Annotated in this window: 23 protein-coding genes; 1 reads left to right on the forward strand and 22 read right to left on the reverse strand. The window is 69.8% G+C overall.

Going from position 1 to position 22,655, the window contains the following annotated elements; translation table 11 throughout:
• Positions 1 to 3: 3 nt before the first annotated feature.
• From ACO0E1_RS10150 to ACO0E1_RS10215, 14 genes are all read right to left on the reverse strand, one after another.
• A complete protein-coding gene (locus ACO0E1_RS10150; protein ID WP_422874068.1) occupies positions 4 to 759 on the reverse strand; it encodes an FHA domain-containing protein in 756 nt (251 codons plus the stop codon).
• A gap of 131 nt (positions 760 to 890) precedes the next feature.
• A complete protein-coding gene (locus ACO0E1_RS10155) occupies positions 891 to 1,445 on the reverse strand; it encodes a hypothetical protein (RefSeq protein WP_422874069.1) in 555 nt (184 codons plus the stop codon).
• A gap of 99 nt (positions 1,446 to 1,544) precedes the next feature.
• Positions 1,545 to 2,315, reverse strand: a complete 771-nt coding sequence (locus ACO0E1_RS10160; RefSeq protein WP_422874093.1) for a YaaA family protein — start codon at positions 2,313 to 2,315, stop codon at positions 1,545 to 1,547.
• Positions 2,312 to 2,575 (reverse strand): F0F1 ATP synthase subunit epsilon, encoded by a 264-nt coding sequence (locus ACO0E1_RS10165; RefSeq protein ID WP_056124084.1) that lies wholly within the window; start codon positions 2,573 to 2,575, stop codon positions 2,312 to 2,314. The genes ACO0E1_RS10160 and ACO0E1_RS10165 overlap by 4 nt, the downstream gene beginning before the upstream one ends.
• Before the next feature lies 1 nt (position 2,576).
• A complete protein-coding gene (atpD, locus tag ACO0E1_RS10170) occupies positions 2,577 to 4,031 on the reverse strand; it encodes a F0F1 ATP synthase subunit beta (protein WP_144765305.1) in 1,455 nt (484 codons plus the stop codon).
• 47 nt (positions 4,032 to 4,078) lie between these two features.
• On the reverse strand, positions 4,079 to 4,981 hold the full coding sequence (locus tag ACO0E1_RS10175) for a F0F1 ATP synthase subunit gamma (RefSeq protein WP_422874070.1): 903 nt from the start codon (positions 4,979 to 4,981) through the stop codon (positions 4,079 to 4,081).
• Positions 4,982 to 6,610, reverse strand: a complete 1,629-nt coding sequence (gene atpA, locus ACO0E1_RS10180; RefSeq protein ID WP_281264746.1) for a F0F1 ATP synthase subunit alpha — start codon at positions 6,608 to 6,610, stop codon at positions 4,982 to 4,984. It abuts the gene before it with no gap.
• Between the two features lie 107 nt (positions 6,611 to 6,717).
• Positions 6,718 to 7,512 carry a F0F1 ATP synthase subunit delta gene (locus tag ACO0E1_RS10185; RefSeq protein ID WP_422874071.1) on the reverse strand — a complete coding sequence of 265 codons (795 nt, stop codon included), beginning with the start codon at positions 7,510 to 7,512 and terminating at the stop codon, positions 6,718 to 6,720.
• Between the two features lie 2 nt (positions 7,513 to 7,514).
• Positions 7,515 to 8,081, reverse strand: a complete 567-nt coding sequence (locus tag ACO0E1_RS10190; RefSeq protein ID WP_281264748.1) for a F0F1 ATP synthase subunit B — start codon at positions 8,079 to 8,081, stop codon at positions 7,515 to 7,517.
• Between the two features lie 9 nt (positions 8,082 to 8,090).
• The gene (gene atpE, locus ACO0E1_RS10195) at positions 8,091 to 8,327 is read right to left on the reverse strand and encodes an ATP synthase F0 subunit C (protein ID WP_027465781.1); all 237 of its coding nucleotides are present in this window, start codon (positions 8,325 to 8,327) and stop codon (positions 8,091 to 8,093) included.
• 61 nt (positions 8,328 to 8,388) lie between these two features.
• Positions 8,389 to 9,249 carry a F0F1 ATP synthase subunit A gene (gene atpB / locus ACO0E1_RS10200; protein WP_422874072.1) on the reverse strand — a complete coding sequence of 287 codons (861 nt, stop codon included), beginning with the start codon at positions 9,247 to 9,249 and terminating at the stop codon, positions 8,389 to 8,391.
• 105 nt (positions 9,250 to 9,354) lie between these two features.
• The gene (locus ACO0E1_RS10205) at positions 9,355 to 9,831 is read right to left on the reverse strand and encodes a Cg1360 family ATP-synthase-associated protein (protein ID WP_422874073.1); all 477 of its coding nucleotides are present in this window, start codon (positions 9,829 to 9,831) and stop codon (positions 9,355 to 9,357) included.
• On the reverse strand, positions 9,828 to 11,060 hold the full coding sequence (locus tag ACO0E1_RS10210; protein ID WP_422874074.1) for an MraY family glycosyltransferase: 1,233 nt from the start codon (positions 11,058 to 11,060) through the stop codon (positions 9,828 to 9,830). The genes ACO0E1_RS10205 and ACO0E1_RS10210 overlap by 4 nt, the downstream gene beginning before the upstream one ends.
• Positions 11,057 to 11,731 (reverse strand): L-threonylcarbamoyladenylate synthase, encoded by a 675-nt coding sequence (locus ACO0E1_RS10215; RefSeq protein ID WP_422874075.1) that lies wholly within the window; start codon positions 11,729 to 11,731, stop codon positions 11,057 to 11,059. The genes ACO0E1_RS10210 and ACO0E1_RS10215 overlap by 4 nt, the downstream gene beginning before the upstream one ends.
• Positions 11,732 to 11,768: 37 nt before the next feature.
• Here ACO0E1_RS10215 and ACO0E1_RS10220 point away from each other — a divergent pair, with 37 nt between their 5' ends.
• Entirely contained in the window at positions 11,769 to 12,416 is a 648-nt protein-coding gene (locus ACO0E1_RS10220) for an HAD-IA family hydrolase (RefSeq protein ID WP_422874076.1), read from the forward strand.
• Positions 12,417 to 12,522: 106 nt separating this feature from the next.
• On the opposite strand, the gene prmC is transcribed toward ACO0E1_RS10220, so the two are convergent.
• From prmC to ACO0E1_RS10260, 8 genes are all read right to left on the reverse strand, one after another.
• Positions 12,523 to 13,386, reverse strand: a complete 864-nt coding sequence (gene prmC / locus ACO0E1_RS10225) for a peptide chain release factor N(5)-glutamine methyltransferase (RefSeq protein WP_422874077.1) — start codon at positions 13,384 to 13,386, stop codon at positions 12,523 to 12,525.
• Between the two features lie 32 nt (positions 13,387 to 13,418).
• Entirely contained in the window at positions 13,419 to 14,498 is a 1,080-nt protein-coding gene (gene prfA, locus ACO0E1_RS10230) for a peptide chain release factor 1 (RefSeq protein WP_281264754.1), read from the reverse strand.
• A 3-nt stretch (positions 14,499 to 14,501) separates the two neighbouring features.
• Entirely contained in the window at positions 14,502 to 16,697 is a 2,196-nt protein-coding gene (gene rho / locus ACO0E1_RS10235) for a transcription termination factor Rho (protein WP_422874078.1), read from the reverse strand.
• Positions 16,698 to 16,879: 182 nt separating this feature from the next.
• Positions 16,880 to 17,824 carry a homoserine kinase gene (gene thrB / locus ACO0E1_RS10240; RefSeq protein WP_422874094.1) on the reverse strand — a complete coding sequence of 315 codons (945 nt, stop codon included), beginning with the start codon at positions 17,822 to 17,824 and terminating at the stop codon, positions 16,880 to 16,882.
• A 44-nt stretch (positions 17,825 to 17,868) separates the two neighbouring features.
• Entirely contained in the window at positions 17,869 to 18,948 is a 1,080-nt protein-coding gene (gene thrC / locus ACO0E1_RS10245) for a threonine synthase (protein ID WP_422874079.1), read from the reverse strand.
• A gap of 70 nt (positions 18,949 to 19,018) precedes the next feature.
• Positions 19,019 to 20,326, reverse strand: a complete 1,308-nt coding sequence (locus tag ACO0E1_RS10250) for a homoserine dehydrogenase (protein ID WP_402728885.1) — start codon at positions 20,324 to 20,326, stop codon at positions 19,019 to 19,021.
• 29 nt (positions 20,327 to 20,355) lie between these two features.
• A complete protein-coding gene (gene lysA, locus ACO0E1_RS10255) occupies positions 20,356 to 21,780 on the reverse strand; it encodes a diaminopimelate decarboxylase (RefSeq protein WP_422874080.1) in 1,425 nt (474 codons plus the stop codon).
• Positions 21,781 to 21,842: 62 nt separating this feature from the next.
• Entirely contained in the window at positions 21,843 to 22,604 is a 762-nt protein-coding gene (locus ACO0E1_RS10260; RefSeq protein WP_422874081.1) for an LmeA family phospholipid-binding protein, read from the reverse strand.
• Positions 22,605 to 22,655 lie beyond the last annotated feature (51 nt).

Raw genomic sequence — 22,655 nt, forward strand, 5'->3', positions numbered from 1 at the left:
GTTTCAGGATCGCTCTCTGGGGGTTCGGGGCGTGCCGGTCTGGTGGGTCGGAGGCTGGTGGAGCGACGGCGGGACACCGTCGGCCCCTGGCGTGAGCCGGAGGTGCGGCGAGAGGATCTCCACCGCGATGCCGTCCCCGATCTCGACTACCGTACCCGTCAGCGCGACGATCGACGCACCCGACGACATCCGGTACGGCGCCGAGCCGGCGGGCCGGACGACGGTCCCGTTGGTCGAACGCAGGTCGTCGACGACCGCGGCTTCACCCTCGGCGTGCACCAGCAGGTGGGACGACGACACCTGTCCGAGCGGCGACGGCACGGTCACGAGTTCGGGCGCCGGTCCCCGCACGACACGCGGCAACGCGGGACGCCGGCCGATGACCACCGGGTGGTCGAGTCGGATGACGCGGCCACCGACACGGATCGAGGGCACGCGGGTGCGTGGCTGGTCGGGGACGGCCGGGAGGCTCGGGGGCGCGACCGGCGGCGAGGCCGTCAGCTGCGTGGACGGCGCGGTCCGCGGCATCCCGAGGACCGTGTCCTCGGAGACCGTCGACGGGTCCGCCGCAGGGCGCGGCCCACGGATGACGGTGTCCCCGAGCGGGCCGTCGTCGAGCTGGTCCGACTCGTGCGGTCCGCCGCCCGAAGGAGCCCGGAGGACCGTGTCGTCGATCGCGTCCTGTGTGCGAGCGGATCCGAGCGACCGCGACCGAGGACGGATCACCGTGTCCTCGACGTCATCGGCGTCGTCGTGCACGTGGTGCCTCCCTGTGTCCTCTCCGCAAAGGGTCCTCTCCGCGGTGGGTCCTCTCCGCGGTGGGTCCTCTCCGCGGCGGGTCCTGCCCGCGATGCGGTCTCACAACCGTAGACGATCCGGTGCACGCCCCGTCACCCCCACCACTCCGGGCGTGCCCCGGCACGGGCTGATCGATGCACGACGAGCGCCAACGCGTCGTCCGGCACCACGTCGAGCGCGTACCCGGCTCGGACCTCGGCCTCGGTCAACGCACCGACGGCCCATGAGCACCAGGCACCGAGCGCGACGGCACCCGCGACGCCCCGACGTTCGTCACGCGGTGAGCCCTGTTGCTTCCAGCCGTGCCAGACCGCGGTGCACCGCGCGCCGGCGGTCCGGATGCGGTCGCGCGACGGGGCCGGGCCGCGGCCGTGGAACACCGACGGGGTCGGATCCGTGAAGGGATCGAACGGACGGACCGCCCGCAGGTCCGGTCCGGATGCGGCACCGATGAACCGCACCAGGGCCATCCGGGTCGCGAGTGCCGCGCACGCGGTCGCGACGGCCGACCGGCCGGCGGCATCGAGGAGCGCGGTGCCGGGCGCGACGAGCGCGGCGGCGGCGACGGGCAGGGTCACCGCTGCCGCGATCTCGCGCGGATGGCGGACGAACGGGGAGCTGGACGATTGTGCGACGTCGAGGTTCATGCGTCCATCGAAACGCGCACCGAGCCTCCAGAGCGGTGACGGAGGCGAGTCCGTGGTGACCGCGACGTACGGGGGCGCCTGTGGAGGAACGACCGCGGATCAGACGGAGACCGGCTCCAGGCTCTCCGCGACCAGGTCCCACCCGGTGTCCGAGCGCTCGACCGACACGCCCACGGACGTCGCCCACGCGACGAGGTCGTCCATCGACCCGATCGACGCACCGGTCCGAGCCAGCAACGACACCAGCCGGCCCTTCGCGGTCTTGTTCCAGTGGTTCAGCGCCTTCCGGCGGCCGCTGCCGTCGACGCTCACGACCCGCAGGGCCACGGCACCGTCGACCGGACCGAGTGCGCGGTATCCCTCCGAGCGCAGGTCGAGGACCAGTCCCCCGCTCCTGGTGGACAACGCTGCGGTCGAGACGGCTGGCCAGTGCGACGCGAGGCGCAACGCCCCGAGCCGCGAGTCGTGCGACAACCGGTAGGCCGGGATCGGGTCCCCCGCACCGATCGGCCCGAACATGGCCGACTGAACGACCACGTGCCGGTACCACCAGGCTCGCGCCGCAGCCGACGCCGACGGGACGTCCAGCGGGTCGTAGAGCACGCCGGTGTACCGCTCGATCGCTGGCAAGGTCGGCGACGTGTCCAGGGAGAGGTTCCGGAACCGCTCGGCGATCGACTTCGGCCCGAGCTTGAGCGCCGTCCGCGCGGTGGACTCCTCGGAACTGACGGAGCGGGCCGCGGCGATCACCGCGGCCCGCTCTCGGGTCAGTTCCGGGAACGAGAGCCCACCCAGGTCGAGGGTGGATCCCGTGTCCCCACCCTCCCGCTTCGTCTCCGAAGGCGGGAGGAGGACGGTCAGTCCGGTCAGGAGGCCAGCGCGGCCTGCCGCGCCACGATCGTGACCGTGTCGTGCTCGACCGAGAGGAACCCGTCCTCAGCGTCGACCGCGACGGTCGAACCGTCGGCCCGCGTGATGCGGACCTGGCCCTGGGCGAGGATCGCGAGCATCGGCTCGTGACCCGCCAGGATGCCGATCTGGCCCTCTGTCGTGCGTGCGACGACCATGGTGGTGTCGCCCGTCCAGACCTCGCGGTCCGCCGAGACGACACTCACGGTGAGACCCGCCATGTCAGCGGTTCTCCTTCTGGATCTGCGCCCACTTCTCTTCGACGTCGTTGATGCCACCGACGTTGAAGAAGGCCTGCGTGGCCACGTGGTCGAACTCGCCGTCGGCGATCGCGCGGAAGGACTCGATCGTGTCCTTGAGCGGGACCGTGGAGCCCTCGACACCGGTGAACTTCTTCGCCATGTACGTGTTCTGCGAGAGGAACTGCTGGATACGACGAGCGCGCTCGACCGTGATCTTGTCCTCTTCGGAGAGCTCGTCGACACCGAGGATGGCGATGATCTCCTGCAGTTCCTTGTTCTTCTGGAGGATCTGCTTGACGCGGGTCGCCGTCTGGTAGTGGTCGGCGCCCAGGTACCGGGGGTCCATGATCCGCGACGTGGAGGTCAGCGGGTCGATCGCCGGGTAGAGGCCCTGCGACGCGATCTCACGGGAGAGCTCGGTCGTGGCGTCGAGGTGCGCGAACGTGGTCGCCGGCGCCGGGTCGGTGTAGTCGTCGGCCGGGACGTAGATCGCCTGCAGCGAGGTGATCGAGTGACCACGCGTCGAGGTGATGCGCTCCTGGAGCACACCCATCTCGTCGGCGAGGTTCGGCTGGTAGCCCACCGCGGACGGCATGCGGCCGAGCAGCGTGGAGACCTCGGAGCCGGCCTGCGTGAAGCGGAAGATGTTGTCGATGAAGAGGAGCACGTCCTGCTTCTGGACGTCGCGGAAGTACTCCGCCATCGTCAGCGCCGACAGGGCGACGCGCAGACGCGTTCCCGGCGGCTCGTCCATCTGGCCGAACACGAGGGCGGTCTTGTCGAAGACACCCGCCTCTTCCATCTCACCGATGAGGTCGTTGCCCTCACGGGTGCGCTCACCGACACCGGCGAACACCGACACACCACCGTGGTCCTGCGCGACGCGCTGGATCATCTCCTGGATGAGGACGGTCTTGCCGACACCGGCACCACCGAACAGACCGATCTTGCCACCCTGGACGTACGGGGTGAGGAGGTCGATCGACTTGATGCCGGTCTCGAACATCGAGGTCTTGGACTCGAGCTGGTCGAACGCCGGGGCCTTGCGGTGGATCGGCCAGCGCTCGGTGATCTCGAGCTTCTCGTCGGTGTTGAGCACGTTGCCCAGCACGTCGAAGACCTTGCCCTTGGTGACGTCGCCGACGGGGACCGAGATCGGGGCGCCCGAGTCACGGACCTCCTGACCACGGACGAGGCCGTCGGTCGGCTTCAGGGAGATGGCACGGACGAGGTCGTCGCCGAGGTGCTGTGCGACCTCGAGGCCGATCTCCTGCGACGAGTCACCGATGGTGATGGTCGTGAACAGGAGGTTGTACATCTCCGGGATTGCGTCGTGCGGGAACTCGATGTCGACGACGGGACCCGTGACACGGGCGATCCGGCCGACACCGGGCGCCGACGACGTCTCGACCGCGGTGGTTGCGGTGTCGGTCATGGCTGGTGCCTTCCTGAGGGTGGGTATCTGTCCGCGAACGACGCGGACTACTTCTTCTTCGACGAGAGGGCGTCGGCGCCGCCGACGATCTCGGAGATCTGCTGGGTGATCTCGGCCTGGCGCGCGTTGTTCGCGAGACGGGTGAAGTCACGGATGAGCGAGTCGGCGTTGTCGCTGGCCGCCTTCATCGCCTTCTGCCGGGCGGCGTGCTCGGAGGCAGCCGACTGGAGCATGGCGTTGAAGATGCGGCTCTCGATGTAGACCGGGAGCAGCGAGTCGAGCACCGCATCGGCGTCCGGCTCGAACTCGTACAGCGGGAGCGGCTCGTTGTCCGTCGGCTCCTCGACACCCTCGACGACCTCGAGCGGGAGCAGGCGGACGACCTGCGGCTCCTGGGTCGCGAGGCTGAGGAAGCGGTTGAACACGATGTGGATCTCGTCCACGCCGCCCTCGGCCGTGTCCTGGAGGAACTTCGACACGACCGCGTCGCCGATCTCCTTCGCCGTCGAGAACTCGGGCTGGTCGGTGTTGCCGACCCACTGCTGCTCGGACGGGCGCTCACGGAACGCGAAGTACCCGACGGACTTGCGCCCGACGAGGTAGAACACGACGTCCTTGCCCTCGCTGCGGAGCAGGGAGGCGAGCTCCTCGCCCTGCTTGAGGACGTTCGTGCTGAACGCGCCGTTGAGGCCACGGTCCGAGGTGAACAGCACCACGGCCGCACGCGTCGACGACTCCGGCTCGGTGGTCAGCACGTGGTCGACGTTCGAGAACGTCGCCACGGCAGACACCGCCCGCGTCACGGCCCGCGAGTACGGGCCGGACGCGGCCATGCGGGCCTGTGCCTTCTGGATCCGCGACGCCGAGATCAGCTCCATCGCGCGAGTGACCTTCTTCGTGGTCTTCGCCGACTTGATTCGCTGTCGGTAGACCCGGACCTGCGCTGCCATCTAGCGACGACCCTTGACGATCTGCTCCTGGTCCACGTCCTCGGCGTCGGCGGCGTCGAACTGCTCGGACCCGAGCGTCTTGCCGTCGCTCGTCTGGAAGCTCTTCGAGAACTCGTCGATCTGCTTCGACATTTCGGCGACGGTCTCGTCGCTGAGCTGGTTCGTCTCGCGCAGCGTCGTGAGGACGTCGGAGTTGCGACGCAGGTGGTCGAGCAGCTCGGACTCGAAGCGGAGCACGTCCGGCACGGGCACCGTGTCGAGCTTGCCGTTCGTGCCGGCCCAGATCGAGACGACCTGCTCCTCGACCGGGTACGGCGAGTACTGCGGCTGCTTGAGGAGCTCGGTCAGACGCGCACCACGGTCGAGCTGACGACGCGACGCCTGGTCGAGGTCGGACGCGAACATCGCGAACGCCTCGAGCGAGCGGTACTGCGCGAGCTCGAGCTTCAGCGTGCCGGAGACCTTCTTGATCGACTTCACCTGGGCGTCACCACCGACGCGGGACACCGAGATGCCCACGTCGACGGCCGGACGCTGGTTCGCGTTGAAGAGGTCCGACTGCAGGAAGATCTGGCCGTCGGTGATGGAGATGACGTTGGTCGGGATGTACGCCGAGACGTCGTTCGCCTTGGTCTCGATGATCGGGAGACCCGTCATCGAGCCGGCGCCGAGCTCGTCGGACAGCTTCGCGCAACGCTCCAGCAGACGGGAGTGCAGGTAGAAGACGTCACCCGGGTAGGCCTCGCGTCCCGGCGGACGACGCAGGAGGAGCGACACGGCACGGTAGGCCTCTGCCTGCTTCGACAGGTCGTCGAAGATGATGAGGACGTGCTTGCCCTGGTACATCCAGTGCTGGCCGATGGCCGAGCCGGTGTACGGGGCGAGGTACTTGAAGCCGGCCGGGTCGGATGCCGGGGCGGCGACGATGGTGGTGTACTCCATCGCGCCGGCGTCCTCGAGCGCACCCTTGACGGAGGCGATCGTCGAACCCTTCTGACCGATCGCGACGTAGATGCAGCGGACCTGCTTGTCCTCGTCGCCGGACTCCCAGTTGGCCTTCTGGTTGATGATCGTGTCGATCGCGATGGCCGTCTTGCCGGTCTGGCGGTCGCCGATGATCAGCTGACGCTGGCCGCGGCCGACGGGGATCATCGCGTCGATGGCCTTGATGCCGGTCTGCAGCGGCTCGTGCACTGACTTGCGCGACATGACGCCAGGCGCCTGGAGCTCGAGGGCACGGCGGCCCTCTGCGACGATCTCGCCGAGGCCGTCGATCGGAGCGCCGAGCGGGTCGACGACGCGACCGAGGAAGCCGTCACCGACGGGGGCGGAGAGGACCTCACCGGTACGGGTGACTTCCTGGCCCTCTTCGACACCGGCGAACTCGCCGAGCACGATGGCGCCGATCTCGTCCTCGTCCAGGTTCTGGGCCAGGCCGAGCGTGCCGTCCTCGAAACGGATGAGCTCGTTGGCCATGACGCCGGGGAGGCCTTCGACGTGGGCGATGCCGTCACCGGCGTCGGTGACGTGCCCGACCTCGGCCGTGGAGGCCTTCGTCGGCTCGTAGTTCGAGACGAAGTCCTTCAGGGCATCACGGATCTCATCGGGGCTGATGGTGATGTCTGCCATGGGATTTTCCTTGTTGGTTTCCGGGGCCCTTCGGCTCCGAGAGGGTGATGCTGTCCGGTCAGGACAGTTCCCGTTGTGGACTTGGGGTGTCGGGTACGACCGTACGCTCAGCCCGCGAGCTGGAGCCGGAGGTCGGCGAGGCGCGTGGACACGGTGCCGTCGATGACGTCGCCGCCGACCTGCACCCTGACCCCGCCGACGACCTTGGGGTCGACGACGTGGTTGACGATGATGTCCTTGCCGTAACGCGCCGACAGCCCACGGGCGACACGAGCCGCCTGTGCTTCCGACAGCGCCGTCGCGGTGATGACCGTGGCCACGACCTTCTCGGCCTGGTCGGCGACGATGCGCGAGGCATCGCGGACCAGTTCACCGATCCGGCGGCCGCGGGGCTGCTGGACCAGTGCCGACAGGATCGTCACCGTCTGCGCCGACGACTTGCCGCCGATGAGGCGCTCGACGAGCGCGCTCTTCTCAGCGGGGCTGCCGAGCTTCGTGCCGAGCGCGAGCTCGAGGCCCGCGTCGGACCGGACGGCGGTCTCGAAGGCGAAGAGCTCCGCCTCGATCGAGGTGCCGGGGTCGGCGGTGGCCGCGACGGCACGGATGCCCGCGTCCTCGATGCCGGCGAGCAGGTCCTGCTGGGAGGACCAGCGCGCGCCGGCGACCGCCGTCAGGACGGCCCGCGTGGTGGTCGCCTGCCCGGCGAAGACACGGTCGATGACCGCCTTCTTGCCGACGACGTCCGCCGTGGGGTCGGCGAGCAGCGTGAGGAGCTGCGAAGAACCGGCCACCACTCGCCCTGCGGCGAGGATCTCAGCACCGGTCGCCAGGTCGGCGCTCCCGCCGAGTTCGGCGAGGACCGCCTGCGTCGACGAGAGTGCTGAACGAGTGGCGCTCCGCATGCTCAGCGCTCCGTCTCTGCCTGCGACGCCTGCGCGTCCTTCGACGACTCGAGGTCGGCGAGGAAGCGGTCGACGACCGCGGTGGCCTTGGCGTCGTCCTTGAGGGACTCGCCGATGACACCGGACGCGAGGTCGAGTGCGAGCGAGCCGACCTCGGTGCGGAGCGACTGGAGCGCACTCTGGCGCTCTGCCTCGATCTGCGCCTGGGCGTTCGACGTGATGCGCGCGGCGTCGGCAGCAGCCTGCTCGCGGACCTCGTTGCCGATCGCCGTGGCGTCCGCACGAGCCTGCTCGCGGATGCGGGAGGCCTCGGCACGGGCGTCGGCGAGCTGCTTGTTGTACTCCTCGAGCGCAGCAGCAGCCTGCTCCTGAGCGGCCTCGGCCTTCTTGATGCCGCCTTCGATGGCCTCGGTGCGCTCATCGAGCATCTTCGTGATGCGCGGCGTGACGACACGCCAGAACACCAGGAAGATGATGACGAAGGCCACCGCAGACCACACGATGTCGTACACCGGCGGGATCAGCGGATTGTGGGTCTCCTCCGCCGCGATGATGAGTGCGTTCTGCATCGAGGAACCTTAGTTGGTGAAGATGAAGTACGTGGCGATACCGATGAAGGCCAGGGCCTCGGTGAAGGCGATACCGATGTACATGAGGGTCGTCAGTCGGCCCTGGAGCTCGGGCTGGCGAGCGACGGACTCGATCGTCTTGCCGACGACGATGCCGACGCCGATGGCCGGGCCGATCGCAGCGAGGCCGTAGCCAACCGTCGCGATGTTGCCGTTGATCTCCGCGAGAACGGTCGTTGCGTCCACGTGTTTTCCTTTCGAGGTGCGGGCCCGACGGTTGCCGGCCCCGTAGGGGGTCAGTGAGGAATCAGTGCTCGTCTGCCAGCGCCAGCTGGATGTAGACGGCGGTGAGGAGCATGAAGACGTACGCCTGGAGCAGCGCGACGAGGATCTCGAAGAAGCTGAAGGCGATGCCGAACGCGAGCGTGCCGATCCCGAAGAACGCCAGCAGGCTGTGCGAGTCGAAGAAGAAGAACCAGGTGGCCGAGAAGAACAGCACCAGGAGCAGGTGACCGACCACCATGTTCATCAGCAGTCGCAGGGTCAGGGTGACCGGGCGGAGGACGAACGTCGAGACGAGCTCGATCGGCGTCACGATGATGTACAGGTACCACGGCACCCCGGGCGGGAAGAGCGAGTTCCGGAGGAACGTGCCCGGGTGCTTGCGGAGACCGGCGTAGATGAACGCGACGTACGCGACGATCGCGAGGATCAGCGGCATCGCGATACGGCTGGTGCCGGCGATGCTCATGAACGGGATGAGCCCCGTCAGGTTCATGAACAGCACGCCGAAGAAGATGGTCGCCAGGAGCGGGAGGAACCGCTTGCCGTCCTTCTCGCCGAGGTTGTCGAAGGTGTTCCGGCGCACGACGTCGAAGCCGTACTCGATGAACGCCTGACCACGGTTGGGGATCAGCTTGAGCGCACGGGTCCCCGCGAAGGCGAAGACGACCAGCACTGCGACCGCGATGAAGCGGATGATGACGATCCGGTCGATCTCGAACGGCGTCCCCGCGAAGAAGATCGGGTCGGGGAAGAACTCGTTGATCGACGGACCATGGAACTCGGCGGCCTTACTGCTCCCCGCCGCAACGGTGTTGGCCGCAGCGGTGAGGGACAGGGGAAGAGCGTGGGATAGCAGCGCTGTCTCCTGTGTCGGCGCGCGCACGTCATGGCACGCGATGGTGGACTGTGTGGAGGCTCGTCCGCTCCGAGCATGGCTCCGGGCGCGGACTCCTCAAACCCTATCAGGTGTCAGAGCCTTCCCGGGCTCTCAGACGCGTGGGTCGTCCTTCTCAGCGTCCGCAGAGCCGGGCAGGGGCACGTCGATCGGCACGCGCCCCTTGGCGATGACCGTGACGTCGATCACGAGCGACCCGATGACGCCGACGATGATCGCGATCGCGAGCACCGGCGTGTTCACCCAGTCCCGGTCCCTGAGCAGCACCAGCACCACGATGAAGAGCACGAACTTCACGAGGAACATCCCCATGATCGTGCCGAAGAAGGCGCCGGAGATCATCTGCCCTCGGGAGAACCGGATCGCCAGCAGGACGCTCACCGCCGTGAGCCCGCAGAACACGACGCTCATCACCGCGCCGATGAGCCCGCCGACCAGCCCGGGAGTCCCGGCGACGAAGAAGCCGACGACTCCCCCGACGACGGCGAGGGCGACCGCGAGCACGGCCCCCTGCACGAGGATGCGGCGGAAGAGCGGGCTGACGTGGTCGAGGCCGTTCGGCGTGGTCACGAGGGGTCTCCTGGGGTCGGGATGTCGCGGGTGGCTGCTGCGCGGTCGAGCGGGTCGAGCCGGGCATCGACGGCAGCGCCCGTTCCGCCACGGCTCTGGGCGGCGATCTCGGCGCGCTTCCGGCCGAGCGGGGCGAACGTCGCGATCGCGCAGATCGTGAACCCGACCGCCACGAACGCCACGACCCACCACCACTGCAGGAACAGGAACAGCAGACAGCCGATCGCGACGGTCGCCGTCCAGGCGTAGAAGATCAGCACGGCGTGGAAGTGCGAGTGCCCCATGTCGAGCAGCCGGTGGTGCAGGTGCTTCCGGTCGGCCGAGAACGGCGACTTCCCCGCGCTCAGTCGTCGGACGACGGCGAGCCCGAAGTCGAGGATCGGCACGATGAGGATCGCGAACGGCAGCAGGATCGGGATGAACGCCGGCAGCAGGTCGGTCCGGGTGCGCACCGCCGCCGGGTCGATGTTGCCCGTGATCGACACGGCGCTCGTGGCCATCAGGAAGCCCACGAGCAGCGCGCCGGCGTCCCCCATGAAGAGCTTCGCCGGGTGCCAGTTCAGGATGAGGAACCCGAAGCACGCGCCGACGAGGACGGCCGTCAGCAGCGACGGCAGGTTGAAGAAGAACTCGGTCTGCACGACCACGCGGTTGATGAAGAACGTGTAGAGGAAGAACACCCCGCCGGCGATGATCGCGACACCGGCGACGAGGCCGTCGAGCCCGTCGATGAAGTTGACGGCGTTCATCACCAGCACGACCGCGAGGACCGTGAAGATCAGGCTCATGTAGGACGAGCCGACGCCGAGCGTGTTGCCGATCGGCAGCGACACGATCGCGACGCCCTGCCACGCGAGGATCCCCGCGGCGATGATCTGTCCGGCGAGCTTCGTCATCCAGTCGAGGTCCCAGATGTCGTCGGCGACACCGAGCACCACGATGATCGTCGCCCCGGCGAGCACCGCCAGCACGCGCCCGGGTTCGGCGAACACCAGGCGGAAGTAGTCCACACCCGCGATCTCGGGGAACAGGAACCACGCACACAGCAGCGAGACCATCACGCCGATGAACATCGCGATCCCGCCGAGCCGCGGCGTCGGGGTGCGGTGCACGTCGCGCTCGCGGACCTTCGGGTACCACTTGTACTTCAGGCCGAGCTTCCAGACCAGCAGGCTGACCAAGAAGCTCACGACCGCGGAGATGAGCCCCGCGAGCAGGTAGTACTTCACGTGACGAGGTCGGCCCCGACGACCCGTTCGATCTCCGAGTCCGGGATGACGCCGTGCCGCACGATGCGCAGCCCGTCACCGGTGGAGAGCCCGGTGGCGTCGACGATGGTGGACCCGGTCGACGCCTCGAACCCGTCGTGCGGCTCGAGGGAACCCCCGTCGAGGTAGACGGACACGCTGTCACCGAGCATCGACTCGGCGGCGTCGATCGTCATGGCGGCAGGGTCGCCCGTCGAGTTCGCCGACGACACCGCGAGCGGGCCGACCTCCTGCAGGAGCTCGAGCGCGATCCGGGAGTCCGGCATGCGGAGCGCGACCGTGCCGCGGGTCTCCCCCAGGTCCCAGTCCAGGGAGGGCTGCGCGTGCAGGATCACGGTCAGCCCGCCCGGCCAGAACTCGGCGACCAGGTCGCGCACCTGCTGCGGGACCTCGCTCGCGAGCGCGTCGAGCGTCGGCGGACCGGGGATGAGGACCGGCGGCGGCGACTGCCGGGTCCGTCCCTTGGCGTCGAGGAGCCGCTGGACGGCTGCCGCATCGAAGGCGTCGGCCGCGAGGCCGTAGACGGTGTCGGTGGGGACGACGACGAGTTCTCCCCGGCCGAGTGCGGCACGTGCGAGCCGCATCCCGGTCAGGAGTCCGTCGGGGTCGGTGCAGTCGTATCGGGATGCCATGACTCGACGATGATAGTGCGACACAATGGAGGACATCGTGAACGAGACGCCAGCGCCCCGACTCCTGTTCCTCTTCGACATGGACGACGTGCTCGTCCGCTACGACTGGAAGACCCGGATGGCCGGCTTGACCGACCTCACCGGGCACGAGCTCGACGAGCTCCGTCGGCGGTGGTGGCTCACCGGCAACGAGTCCCGTGCCGAGGCCGGACACTTCCCGGACGGCGACGCGTACCTCGCCGCGTTCGCGGCCGCGATGGAGTGCGAGGTCCCCGAGACGGAGTGGGCGCGGATCCGCGGTTCCGCGATGACCGAGCTCCCGCAGCGCATCGAGGCGGTCCGCATCGCCAGCGAGCACGGGCGTGTCGCGCTCCTCACCAACAACGGTCCGCTCGCCGGCCGCTGGATCCACGAATGGGCGCCGTCGCTGCCGCCGCTGTTCGGCGAGCACCTCGACACGTCGAGCAACTTCGGTGCCAGGAAGCCGGAGCCCGAGGTCTTCCTGCGTGCGCTCGAGCACCACGGCGCGCGGCCGGAGGACACCTTCTTCGCCGACGACATGCCGGAGAACATCGAAGGCGCCAGGAGCGTCGGCATCCACGCGGTGCTGGTGGAGCACGACACCGACCTGCGCGAGGCGGTCCGGGACTTCGTCGCGCGTTCTGTCCCATCGCACGTGCACTAGGAAGCCGAATCGCGCGTAGGAGATCGGAACGTCTGACCTCCTACGCGCGATTCGGTCACCTACGCGCGATTCGGCAAGGCGGACGGGAGGCTCGGGGTGCGTCCGGTCAGCGCGTTGCGGTGGTCGTGCGGTCGCGTCCCGTCAGGTCCTGGTGCGTCTCCGGGGAACGGAACCCCCGGCGCGCCAGGACGTCCCGCACGGCTGCGCCCTGCGGCTCGGCGTGCTCGACGACGAGCGCGCCGCCGGGGACGAGCAGGCGCCAGGCGGTCTCGGCGAGGGCTCGGACGGCATCGAGGCCGTCCGGTCCGCCGTACAGCGCGAGCGCCGGGTCGTGGTCACGGACCTCCGGATCCACCGGGATCGCGTCGTCGGGGACGTACGGCGGGTTCGACACGACGACCGAGACGGTCCCGTCGAGCTCCGGGAACGCGTCGGCGAGGTCGCCCTCGACGAGACGGACCGTGCCGCCGTACCGCTCGAGGTTGCGACGTGTCCACGGGAGCGCCTCGGCCGAGCGTTCGACGGCGTAGACGAGCGCGTTCGGCACCTCGGTGTCCATGGCGATCGCGATGGCGCCGCTCCCCGACCCGAGGTCCACGGCGATCGGCTCCGGGACCGCTGTCGCCCGGAGCGCGTCGATGCCGAACTGCACGACACCCTCGGTCTCGGGCCGCGGGACGAACACCCCGGGGCCGACGGCCAGGGTCAGCGCGCGGAAGTGCGCCTCGCCGGTGATGTGCTGGAGCGGCTCACGGGTCATGCGTCGGGCGACGGCCTGACGGAAGCGTTCGACGTGCTCCCCCTCGATCGCCCCGCCGGTCATCGCACGCGCCTGGACAGCGCCGCGCGAGGTGTCGGTCGCCCACGCGAGGAGGAGTTCCGCATCCACGCGCGGTGTCGGCACACCGTGCGCGACGAGCGCAGCGGTCGCCTCGTCGAGGAGCCGATCCGCTGGATGCGCACCGTGCATGTCGGACAGGAGCCGAGCCTCCAGTCCGGGGTTCAGCTCTGGTCGCCGACGGCGGCCAGGCGTGCTTCTTCGTCCGCACGGATGGCGGACTCGATGACGGGCTCGAGCGCACCGTTCATCACGCGGTCCAGGTCGTACGCCTTGTACCCGGTGCGGTGGTCCGCGATGCGGTTCTCCGGGAAGTTGTACGTGCGGATGCGCTCTGACCGGTCCATGCCGCGGATCTGCGAACGACGGGCGTCCGACGCGATCGCGTCGAGCTCCTCCTGCTGCTTCGCCAGGATGCGGGCGCGCAGGACGCGCATGCCCGCCTCGCGGTTCTGCAGCTGGGACTTCTCGTTCTGCATCGCGACCGTGATGCCCGTGGGCAGGTGCGTGATGCGGACCGCGGAGTCCGTCGTGTTGACCGACTGACCGCCGGGGCCGGAGGACCGGTACACGTCGATCTTCAGGTCGTTCTGGTTGATCTCGACCTCTTCGGGCTCGTCCACCTCGGGGAAGACGAGCACGCCCGTCGTCGAGGTGTGGATGCGCCCCTGCGACTCGGTCGCCGGCACACGCTGCACGCGGTGCACACCGCCCTCGTACTTGAGGTGCGCCCAGACGCCCTGCGCGGGGTCGGACGAGTTCGACTTGATCGCGACCTGGACGTCCTTGTAGCCGCCGAGATCGCTCTCGGTGCGCTCGAGGAGCTCGATCTTCCAGCCCTTGGACTCGGCGTAGTGCGAGTACATGCGCAGGAGGTCGGCCGCGAAGAGCGCCGATTCCTCGCCGCCCTCGCCGCCCTTGATCTCCATGATGACGTCGCGGCCGTCGTCGGGGTCACGCGGGACGAGCAGCCGACGGAGACGCTCCTGGCGCTCGGCGAGCTGCTCCTCGAGCGCGGGGACCTCTTCGGCGAACGCCGGGTCCTCGCGCGCGAGCTCCCGGGCGGCGGCGAGGTCGTCCCCCGCCGCCGTCCAGGCCTCGTACGCGGACTTGATCTGGTTCAGTTCGGCGAAGCGGCGGTTGACCTTCTTCGCCCGGGCCGGATCGGCGTGGAGCGCGGGGTCCGACAGCTGCTGCGTCAGGTCCTCGTGTTCCGCCAGCAGCCCTGCTACCGACTCGAACACCGGTTACTCCTGGTGGCCGTGGTGACCGTTGCCGGTCGCCGGGACCGACTTCTGCACCTGGACGAGAAACTCGACGTTGGACTGCGTCTCCTTGAGGTTCCGCAGCACGATCTCGAGCGCCTGCTGCGGGTCGAGCCCGGCGAGGGCACGACGCAGCCGCCACGTGATCTTGACCTCGTCGGCGGAGAGCAGCTGCTCCTCGCGACGGGTGCCGGATGCGTTGACGTCCACGGCCGGGAAGATCCGCTTGTCCGCCAGGTGACGGTTCAGGCGGAGCTCCATGTTGCCGGTGCCCTTGAACTCCTCGAAGATCACCTCGTCCATCTTCGACCCGGTCTCGACGAGCGCCGTGGCAAGGATGGTGAGCGAGCCACCGTTCTCGATGTTGCGCGCGGCGCCGAAGAAGCGCTTCGGCGGGTACAGCGCGGACGAGTCCACGCCGCCCGACAGCACGCGACCGGAGGCCGGCGTCGAGAGGTTGTAGGCGCGGCCGAGGCGGGTGATCGAGTCGAGGAGCACGACGACGTCGTGACCGAGCTCGACCAGGCGCTTCGCACGCTCGATGGCGAGCTCGGCGACCGTGGTGTGGTCCTCGGCGGGACGGTCGAAGGTCGAGGCGATGACCTCGCCCTTCACCGTGCGCTGCATGTCGGTGACCTCTTCGGGCCGCTCGTCCACGAGGACGACCATCAGGTGCGCCTCGGGGTTGTTCTTCGAGATCGCGTTCGCGATGGCCTGCAGCACGACGGTCTTGCCGGCCTTGGGCGGCGAGACGATCAGGCCGCGCTGGCCCTTCCCGATCGGGGCGACCAGGTCGATGATCCGGGTCGACAGCTTCGCCGGCTCGGTCTCGAGACGCAGACGCTCGTTCGGGTACAGCGGGGTGAGGTCCTGGAAGTCGACGCGGTTCGCGGCGTCGTCGGCGGACTGGCCGTTGATCGTGTCGATCTTCACCAGGGCGTTGTACTTCTGGCGGCTCTGCTGCTCGTTGTCACGCGGCTGCTTGATCGCGCCGACGACCGCGTCGCCCTTGCGCAGGTGGTACTTCTTCACCTGGCCGAGGGAGACGTACACGTCGCTCGGGCCCGGGAGGTACCCGGTCGTCCGCACGAACGCGTAGTTGTCGAGCACGTCGAGGATGCCCGCGACCGGGATCAGGACGTCGTCCTCGGTGATCTCCGGCTCGAAGTCGTCGTTCTGGCCACCGCGGCCGCGCTTGCGGTCACGCTGGCGCCGGCTGCGGCCGCTCTCGGCCTCGTCGTTGTGACGCTGCTGCTCGTCGCGCTGGTTCTGGCTGCTCTGGCCCTGGTTCTGCTTCTGCTGGCCCTGCTGGTTCTGGCCCTGCTTCTGCTGCTGCTTCTGCTGGTCGCCCTGCTTCTGCTGGTCGCCCTTGTCGGCGTCCTGCTTGCCGTTCTGCTGGCGACCGTTCTGGTCGTCCTGAGCCTGCTGGCCCTGCTGGCCCTGCTGGTCGGCGGTGTCGGCGTTCTGCCCACGGCCGCGACCACGGCCACGGCTGCGACGACCGCGGCGCTGACCGCCCTCGTGCTCGCCGTTCTGGTCGTTCTGCTGGTCGTTCTGGTCGTTCTGGTTCTGCTGGTCGTTCTGGTTCGACTGGTCGTCGACCGCATCGGTCGACGGCTCGGCGTCGGCAGCGGGTGCCGCGTCGGCGCTGGTCGGAGCCTGCTCCGCGGGCTTCTGGCCACGACGGCGACGCTGGCCACCGTTCTGTCCGGCGGGCTGGCCGCCGTTCTGGCTCGCTTCGGCGGCGTCCTTCTCGGCGCGGACCTGGTCGAGCCCGGCGAGGAGGTCCTCGGTGCCGGTCTGACCGTGGTTGGTGTGCTCCGCTGCCGTGGTCGGCGCGGTGGTCACGTTGCCGCCCGAGGTGGCGCGGCGCGAGCGACGAGCACGCGAGGGCGCCTCGGTCGTGGTCGCCTCGGCGGCGGGGGCCTCGACCTCGGGCAGCGTGGGCTGCTCGGGCGCCTGGGCGGCAGCGGCGGGGGCCGCGGGGGCCGTGGTGTCGGGCGTCGTCGCCTCGGCGGGGCGCTTGTCCTCGATGGCGGCGATGAGGTCGCCCTTGCGGAGCTTCGAGAGCCCCGTGATGCCGAGGGAGGAGGCGATGCGCTGCAGCTCGGGCAGGCGCAGTGCGCGCAGGTCGCTGGGGATCTCCACCGTGTCGGCAGAGTTGTTCACGTCGGTCAAGTTCCTGTGTTCCTTCCGAACCGCAGAGCGCGGAGATTTTTCACCGACTCCCGCACGGGGCGCACTTGCACGGGTGGGCAAGTGCAGTGCATCGGCCGCCGTTCAGACGACGGGCCGGGATTCGGTGATCTGAGGGAGATCACACCTGGGGTCGGAGATTCCCTGCTGGCTGTTGAGCCGCGCTAGGGGCGTTCTTCGTGGACCGCCGGGTGCGGCTCCACTGTAGCACCACCCAGATCGACGGCCAGCATGAGCGGGCGCCAGGTGGATTCGGCGTGTCGCTCCACCAGCCCGGCGGCCGTCAGACGCTGCGCGGGATCGCTCCCGAGCACCAGCAGGCTCGGCCCGGCACCGGACACCACAGCAGCGAGGCCGTGCTGCCGGAGCAGCCGGATGAGCACGTCGGTCTCCGGCATCGCGCTCGCCCGGTACGTCTGGTGGAGCCGGTCCTCGGTCGCGGCGAGCAGGAGCTCGGGGCTCTGGATCAGCGCGGCGACGAGGAGCGCGGAGCGGGACACGTTGAACGCGGCGTCGGCGTGCGGCACGCTGGCCGGCTGCAGGGACCGCGCGAGCTTCGTCGACAGCGTCGAGGTCGGCACGAAGACCACCGGCGAGACACCGCGGTGCACCAGGAGTCGCTTGTACGCGGGGCCCTCTGCGGTCATCCACGCGATCGTGAGCCCGCCGAAGAGCGCCGGCGCGACGTTGTCCGGGTGGCCCTCCATCTCGGTCGCGAGGGTCAGCAGGGTCGACGCGTCCAGGTCGACGACGCCCTCGAGGAGTCCCCTGGCCGCCATCAGCCCGGCGACGATCGCGGCGGCGGAGGACCCCATGCCGCGGCCGTGCGGGATCGCGTTCACCGCGTGCAGCTCGAGGCCCGGCTGCTCGACGCCCGCGTGCTCGAGTCCACGCCGGATCGCACGGACCACGAGGTTCGTGTCGTCGGTCGCGACCTCGCCCGCACCGACCCCGTCGACCGTGACGGTCGCACCGGGTTCGTGCCGGACGCGGACGTCGACCTCGTCGTACAGGGAGAGGGCCAGGCCGAGCGAGTCGAACCCCGGTCCGAGGTTGGCGGAGGTCGCCGGCACCCGCACGCGGACCGCCCGTCCGGCCGGTACAGCGATGCGGGCGGTGACGCCCCCGTCCGGCCCGGACGAGCGGTCGGTGCTCACTGCGCGCCGGCCAGTCCGAGCACGTCGGCGACCGCCGCGGTGTCGACCGGGACGCTCGTCGGCGTCACGTCGCTGCCGTCCTCGGTGCGGAGCGCCCACTGCGGGTCCTTCAGGCCGTGGCCCGTCACCGTGATGACGACCTTCGCGCCCTTCGGGATCTGCCCGGCGTCCGCGCGCTCGAGGAGTCCCGCGACACCGATGGCCGATGCCGGCTCGACGAAGACGCCGACCTCGGCCGACAGGATGCGGTGCGCGGCGAGGATGCCGGCGTCGGTGATCGCGCCGAAGTAGCCGTCCGTCTCCTCGCGCGCTTCGAGGGCGAACTTCCACGACGCGGGGTTGCCGATGCGGATCGCCGACGCGACCGTCTCGGGGTGCTCGACGACGGCACCGTTGACGATCGGTGCCGAGCCGGCAGCCTGGAAGCCGAACATGCGCGGCATCCTGGTCGAACGACCGGCGGCGACGTCCTCGCGGTAGCCGCGGGAGTACGCCGTGTAGTTGCCGGCGTTGCCGACCGGCAGGAAGTGGAAGTCCGGCGCGTCGCCGAGGACGTCGACGACCTCGAACGCGGCGGTCTTCTGCCCCTCGATGCGGTCGTTGTTCACGGAGTTGACGAGGTGCACCGGGTAGTTCGCGGCGAGGTCGCGTGCGATGTCGAGGCAGTCGTCGAAGTTGCCCTGGACCTGCAGCAGCTGGGCGTCGTGAGCGACGGCCTGGCTGAGCTTGCCCATCGCGATCTTGCCCTCGGGCACGAGGACGGCGGCGGTGATGCCGGCGTGCGTCGCGTACGCGGCGGCCGAGGCGCTGGTGTTGCCGGTCGATGCGCAGATGACGGCCTTCGCGCCGTGCTCGACGGCCTTCGAGATCGCCATCGTCATGCCGCGGTCCTTGAACGAGCCCGTCGGGTTCATGCCCTCGAACTTCACGTAGACGTCCGCGCCGGTGCGCTCCGACAGCCGCCGCGCCGGGATGAGCGGCGTGCCGCCCTCCCCCAGCGTGATGACGGGCGTCGCCTCGGTCACGTCGAGACGGTCGGCGTACTCGCGCAGGACTCCCTGCCACTGGTGGGCCATCAGGGTTCTCTCTCTGTCTGGTGCTTCGGGGCTGGTGGAACGGGGGCGGTGCTGGTCGGGACGGTGCGGGTCAGGCGCCGACGACGCGGAGCACGCTGGCGACGTCGGTCACGGTCGCCTCGCCACGGAGGGCGGCGACGGTGTCGGCGAGGTCGGACTCGCGTGCTTCGTGCGTGCCGATCACGAGGGTGGCGGTGCCGCCCTCGCCGTGCGCGCTCGACTGCTCGACGGTCTCGACGCTGACGCCGTGCTTCGCGAGCACCCCGGCGACGGTCGACAGCACGCCGGGGGCGTCCGTCACGTGCAGGGTGATCTGGTAGCTCGTCCGGACGGTGCCGATCGGGAAGACCGGCAGCGCGGACTGGGTCGACTCGGCGACGCCGGGGCCGCCGATCACGTGCCGACGAGCAGCGGACACCAGGTCGCCGAGGACCGCGGAGGCCGTCTCGACACCACCGGCACCTGCGCCGTAGAACATCAGGTCGCCGGCGGCCTCCGCCTCGACGAAGACGGCGTTCTTCGCGCCGTGGACGCTCGCGAGCGGGTGGGTGTCCGGGACGAGCGCCGGGTACACGCGGGCGCTCACGCCCTCGCGACCGTTCTCGTCCGTCAGACGTTCGCACGTCGCGAGGATCTTCACGACGTAGCCGGCCTTGCGCGCGGCACGGACCTGCTCGATGGTGACCGAGGTGATGCCCTCGCGGTGCACGGCGGCGAGCGGGACCGAGGTGTGGAACGCGAGCGACGCCAGGATCGCGGCCTTCTGCGCGGCGTCGTACCCCTCGATGTCGGCGGTCGGGTCGGCCTCGGCGTACCCGAGCTCCGTCGCGGTCGCGAGGGCGTCCTCGAACGTCGCGCCTTCGCGGTCCATCAGGTCGAGGATGAAGTTCGTGGTGCCGTTGACGATGCCCATGATCCGCTCGATGCGGTCCCCTGCGAGCGAGTCGTGCAACGGACGGATGATCGGGATCGCCCCGGCGACGGCGGCTTCGTAGTAGAGCTGCGCGCCGACCTGCTCCGCCGCGGCGAAGAGCTCGGGGCCATGGGTCGCGAGGAGCGCCTTGTTGCCCGTCACGACGTCGGCACCGGACTGCAGCGCCTGCAGCACGAGGGTGCGTGCCGGCTCGATGCCGCCGATGAGCTCGACGACGATGTCCGCGCCGAGGATCAGCGAACCGGCGTCCGTGGTGAAGAGCTCCCGCGGGAGGTCGACGTCGCGCTGGGCGTCGACGTCACGGACGGCGATGCCCACGAGTTCCAGGCCGGCGCCGGCGCGCGAGGCGAGCTCGTCGCCGTGCTCGAGGAGGAGTCGCGCGACCTGCGAGCCGACCGAGCCGGCTCCGAGCAGCGCGACGCGGACGTTGCGGTATTCGATCATGTGGTGCGTGTCTCCGGGATCTCGGGGGCTCACCGCGCGGCACCGGCTGCGGCCGCGGGCGACACCCCGGTGTCGCGGGCGAGGAGGTCGTCGACCGTCTCACCACGGACGAGGATACGGGCTCGGCCGTCGGCGACCGCCACGACCGGCGGGCGACCGACGTGGTTGTAGTTGCTCGCGAGGCTCCAGCAGTAGGCACCGGTCGCCGCGACCGCCAGCAGGTCGCCGCGGTGGACGTCCCCCGGGAGGTACTCGTCGTGGACGACGATGTCCCCGCTCTCGCAGTGCTTGCCGACGACGCGGGTCAGGACCGCATCGGCGTCGGAGGTGCGGGCGAGGCGCGCGGTGTACTCGGCGCTGTACAGGGCGGGACGGGCGTTGTCGCTCATGCCGCCGTCCACCGACACGTAGGTGCGCGTCGCCTGGTCGTGCCCGTCGGACGTCTCGAGCGTCACCGGCTTGATCGTGCCGACCCGGTAGAGCGTGAGGCCCGCCGGCCCCACGATGTACCGCCCGGGCTCGACGGCGATCGCCGGCACGGGGATGCTCCGCTCGGCGCAGGCGTCCGCCACGATCGTCGCGAGGGCGTCCGCCACGTCCTCCGGTTCGAACGCCGAGTCGGCTTCGGTGTAGTCGATGCCCCACCCGCCGCCGAGGTTGAGCTCCGGCACCGGGCCGGACTGCACGAGCGTCGCGTGCACGTCCATCAGGCGACGAGCGGCTTCGCGGAAACCGGACTCGTCGAAGATCTGCGAACCGATGTGCGAGTGCAGGCCGACGAACGCGAGGGACGGCAGGGACCGGATGGTCTCCGCGGCGGCGACCGCCTCGGTCAACGGGATGCCGAACTTCTGGTCTTCACGAGCGGTCGCGAGGTACTCGTGCGTCGAGGCGTGCACTCCGCTGTTGATCCGGATGCGGACACGCTGGACGACCCCGGCGGCCGCTGCGGCGTCGGCGACCCGCTGCACTTCTTCGTGGCTGTCGAGCACGATCGTGCCGACACCGACCTGGACCGCGCGGGCGATCTCGGCGTCCGACTTGTCGTTGCCGTGGAACCCGAGCCGACCGGGGTCGACCCCGCCGGCCAGGGCGACCGCGAGCTCTCCCCCGGTGCACACGTCGACGCGGAGATCTGCCTCGGCCATCCACGCGGCGACCTGGGTCGTGAGGAACGCCTTGCCCGCGTAGTAGACATGCGCCGTCGTGCCGATGCGACCGAACGCCTCGGCGAAGGCGTCGCGCACCCGGACCGCGCGGGACTGTACGTCACGCTCGTCGACCACGTAGAGCGGTGTGCCGTACTCGGCCACCAGGTCGTCGGCGGACACCCCGCCGACCGCGAGCGAGCCGTCGTCCGTCCTGGTGGCGGAGGCGGGCCAGATCCGCGCGGTCAGCGCGGAGGCGTCCGTCGGGAACCGCAGCCGCGGCGGGGCAAGTGGGTTCTCGCTCACGGGACCCGATCCTACCGAGCCGGGACGAGCCTCCCGGCCTGCGTTACGTCCCTGTGGACGAGTCAGCACGTTCCGGTGGTCTGGAGGCCCTGCTCGCTCAGCGGGAGCTCGTCCGCCGTGACGCGCACCGTCGCGTGCGCAGCCGTCACGTCGAGTGACCGGACCCGCAGCGCCTCGGGCAGGAACTGCGCCGTGCACACCGACACGGGCGTGTTCGTCACCCCGGGGATGTCGTCCACCTTGAGGTCGAGGGCCGAGTTCGTGATCCTGACCGTCTTCGGGGTGATCGTGATGCCCTTGCCGTCGCTCTGGGCGACGACGGAACCGCGGGCCTCGTACGAGATGTCGTAGCCGAGCACCGCGGTCGTGCCGGACAGCTGCACGCCGCCGTCGACGAGTGACATCCGGTCGAACAGCGGACTGTACTTCGACAGGTCCTTCACGCTCGACGCCGCAAGCGTCACGGTGCCGTCGACGTCGTGCACGGCTCCGGCACCGTCGATCGGCACGTCGTGCGCCGTGACGTCGGCGGCGAGCGGGACGCCGTCGACCGTGATCTCCTTCGACGAGATCTCGACCTCGTCGAGGGAGCCGCCGATCAGCTGCGGGATGAGGACGCCCTTCGCGTGGGCGTCGACCGTGCCCTCGGTCCCGGCGGGCAGGGACTGCTCCACCTGCTGCGCGATCATCCGGTCCACGACGCCGCGGAGCACGAACTCGGCGATGACGACGAGCGCGGCGAGCACGACCACGATGCCGATCACGACGATCGTCAGGGTGCGGCCGCGGCGGCGCCGCTTCGGGGTGTCGGTTGCGGTGGACATGCGTCCCACCTTGCCAGCGTCCCCCGGCAGCCCGCCTGGAGGCTCGGCGCG

It is taken from the genome of Curtobacterium guangdongense, from assembly GCF_049341845.1.
In the GTDB taxonomy this organism is placed as follows: domain Bacteria; phylum Actinomycetota; class Actinomycetes; order Actinomycetales; family Microbacteriaceae; genus Curtobacterium; species Curtobacterium guangdongense.

Bases quoted from the DNA above. Each gene is read 5' to 3' on its own strand.
- ACO0E1_RS10155 (WP_422874069.1), bottom strand. From the start codon at position 1,445: ATGAACCTCGACGTCGCACAATCGTCCAGCTCCCCGTTCGTCCGCCAT.
- ACO0E1_RS10165 (WP_056124084.1), bottom strand. From the start codon at position 2,575: ATGGCGGGTCTCACCGTGAGTGTCGTCTCGGCGGACCGCGAGGTCTGG.
- atpD (WP_144765305.1), bottom strand. From the start codon at position 4,031: ATGACCGACACCGCAACCACCGCGGTCGAGACGTCGTCGGCGCCCGGT.
- ACO0E1_RS10175 (WP_422874070.1), bottom strand. From the start codon at position 4,981: ATGGCAGCGCAGGTCCGGGTCTACCGACAGCGAATCAAGTCGGCGAAG.
- atpA (WP_281264746.1), bottom strand. From the start codon at position 6,610: ATGGCAGACATCACCATCAGCCCCGATGAGATCCGTGATGCCCTGAAG.
- ACO0E1_RS10185 (WP_422874071.1), bottom strand. From the start codon at position 7,512: ATGCGGAGCGCCACTCGTTCAGCACTCTCGTCGACGCAGGCGGTCCTC.
- ACO0E1_RS10190 (WP_281264748.1), bottom strand. From the start codon at position 8,081: ATGCAGAACGCACTCATCATCGCGGCGGAGGAGACCCACAATCCGCTG.
- ACO0E1_RS10215 (WP_422874075.1), bottom strand. From the start codon at position 11,731: ATGGCATCCCGATACGACTGCACCGACCCCGACGGACTCCTGACCGGG.
- prmC (WP_422874077.1), bottom strand. From the start codon at position 13,386: ATGCACGGTGCGCATCCAGCGGATCGGCTCCTCGACGAGGCGACCGCT.
- thrC (WP_422874079.1), bottom strand. From the start codon at position 18,948: ATGGCCCACCAGTGGCAGGGAGTCCTGCGCGAGTACGCCGACCGTCTC.
- ACO0E1_RS10250 (WP_402728885.1), bottom strand. From the start codon at position 20,326: ATGATCGAATACCGCAACGTCCGCGTCGCGCTGCTCGGAGCCGGCTCG.
- ACO0E1_RS10260 (WP_422874081.1), bottom strand. From the start codon at position 22,604: ATGTCCACCGCAACCGACACCCCGAAGCGGCGCCGCCGCGGCCGCACC.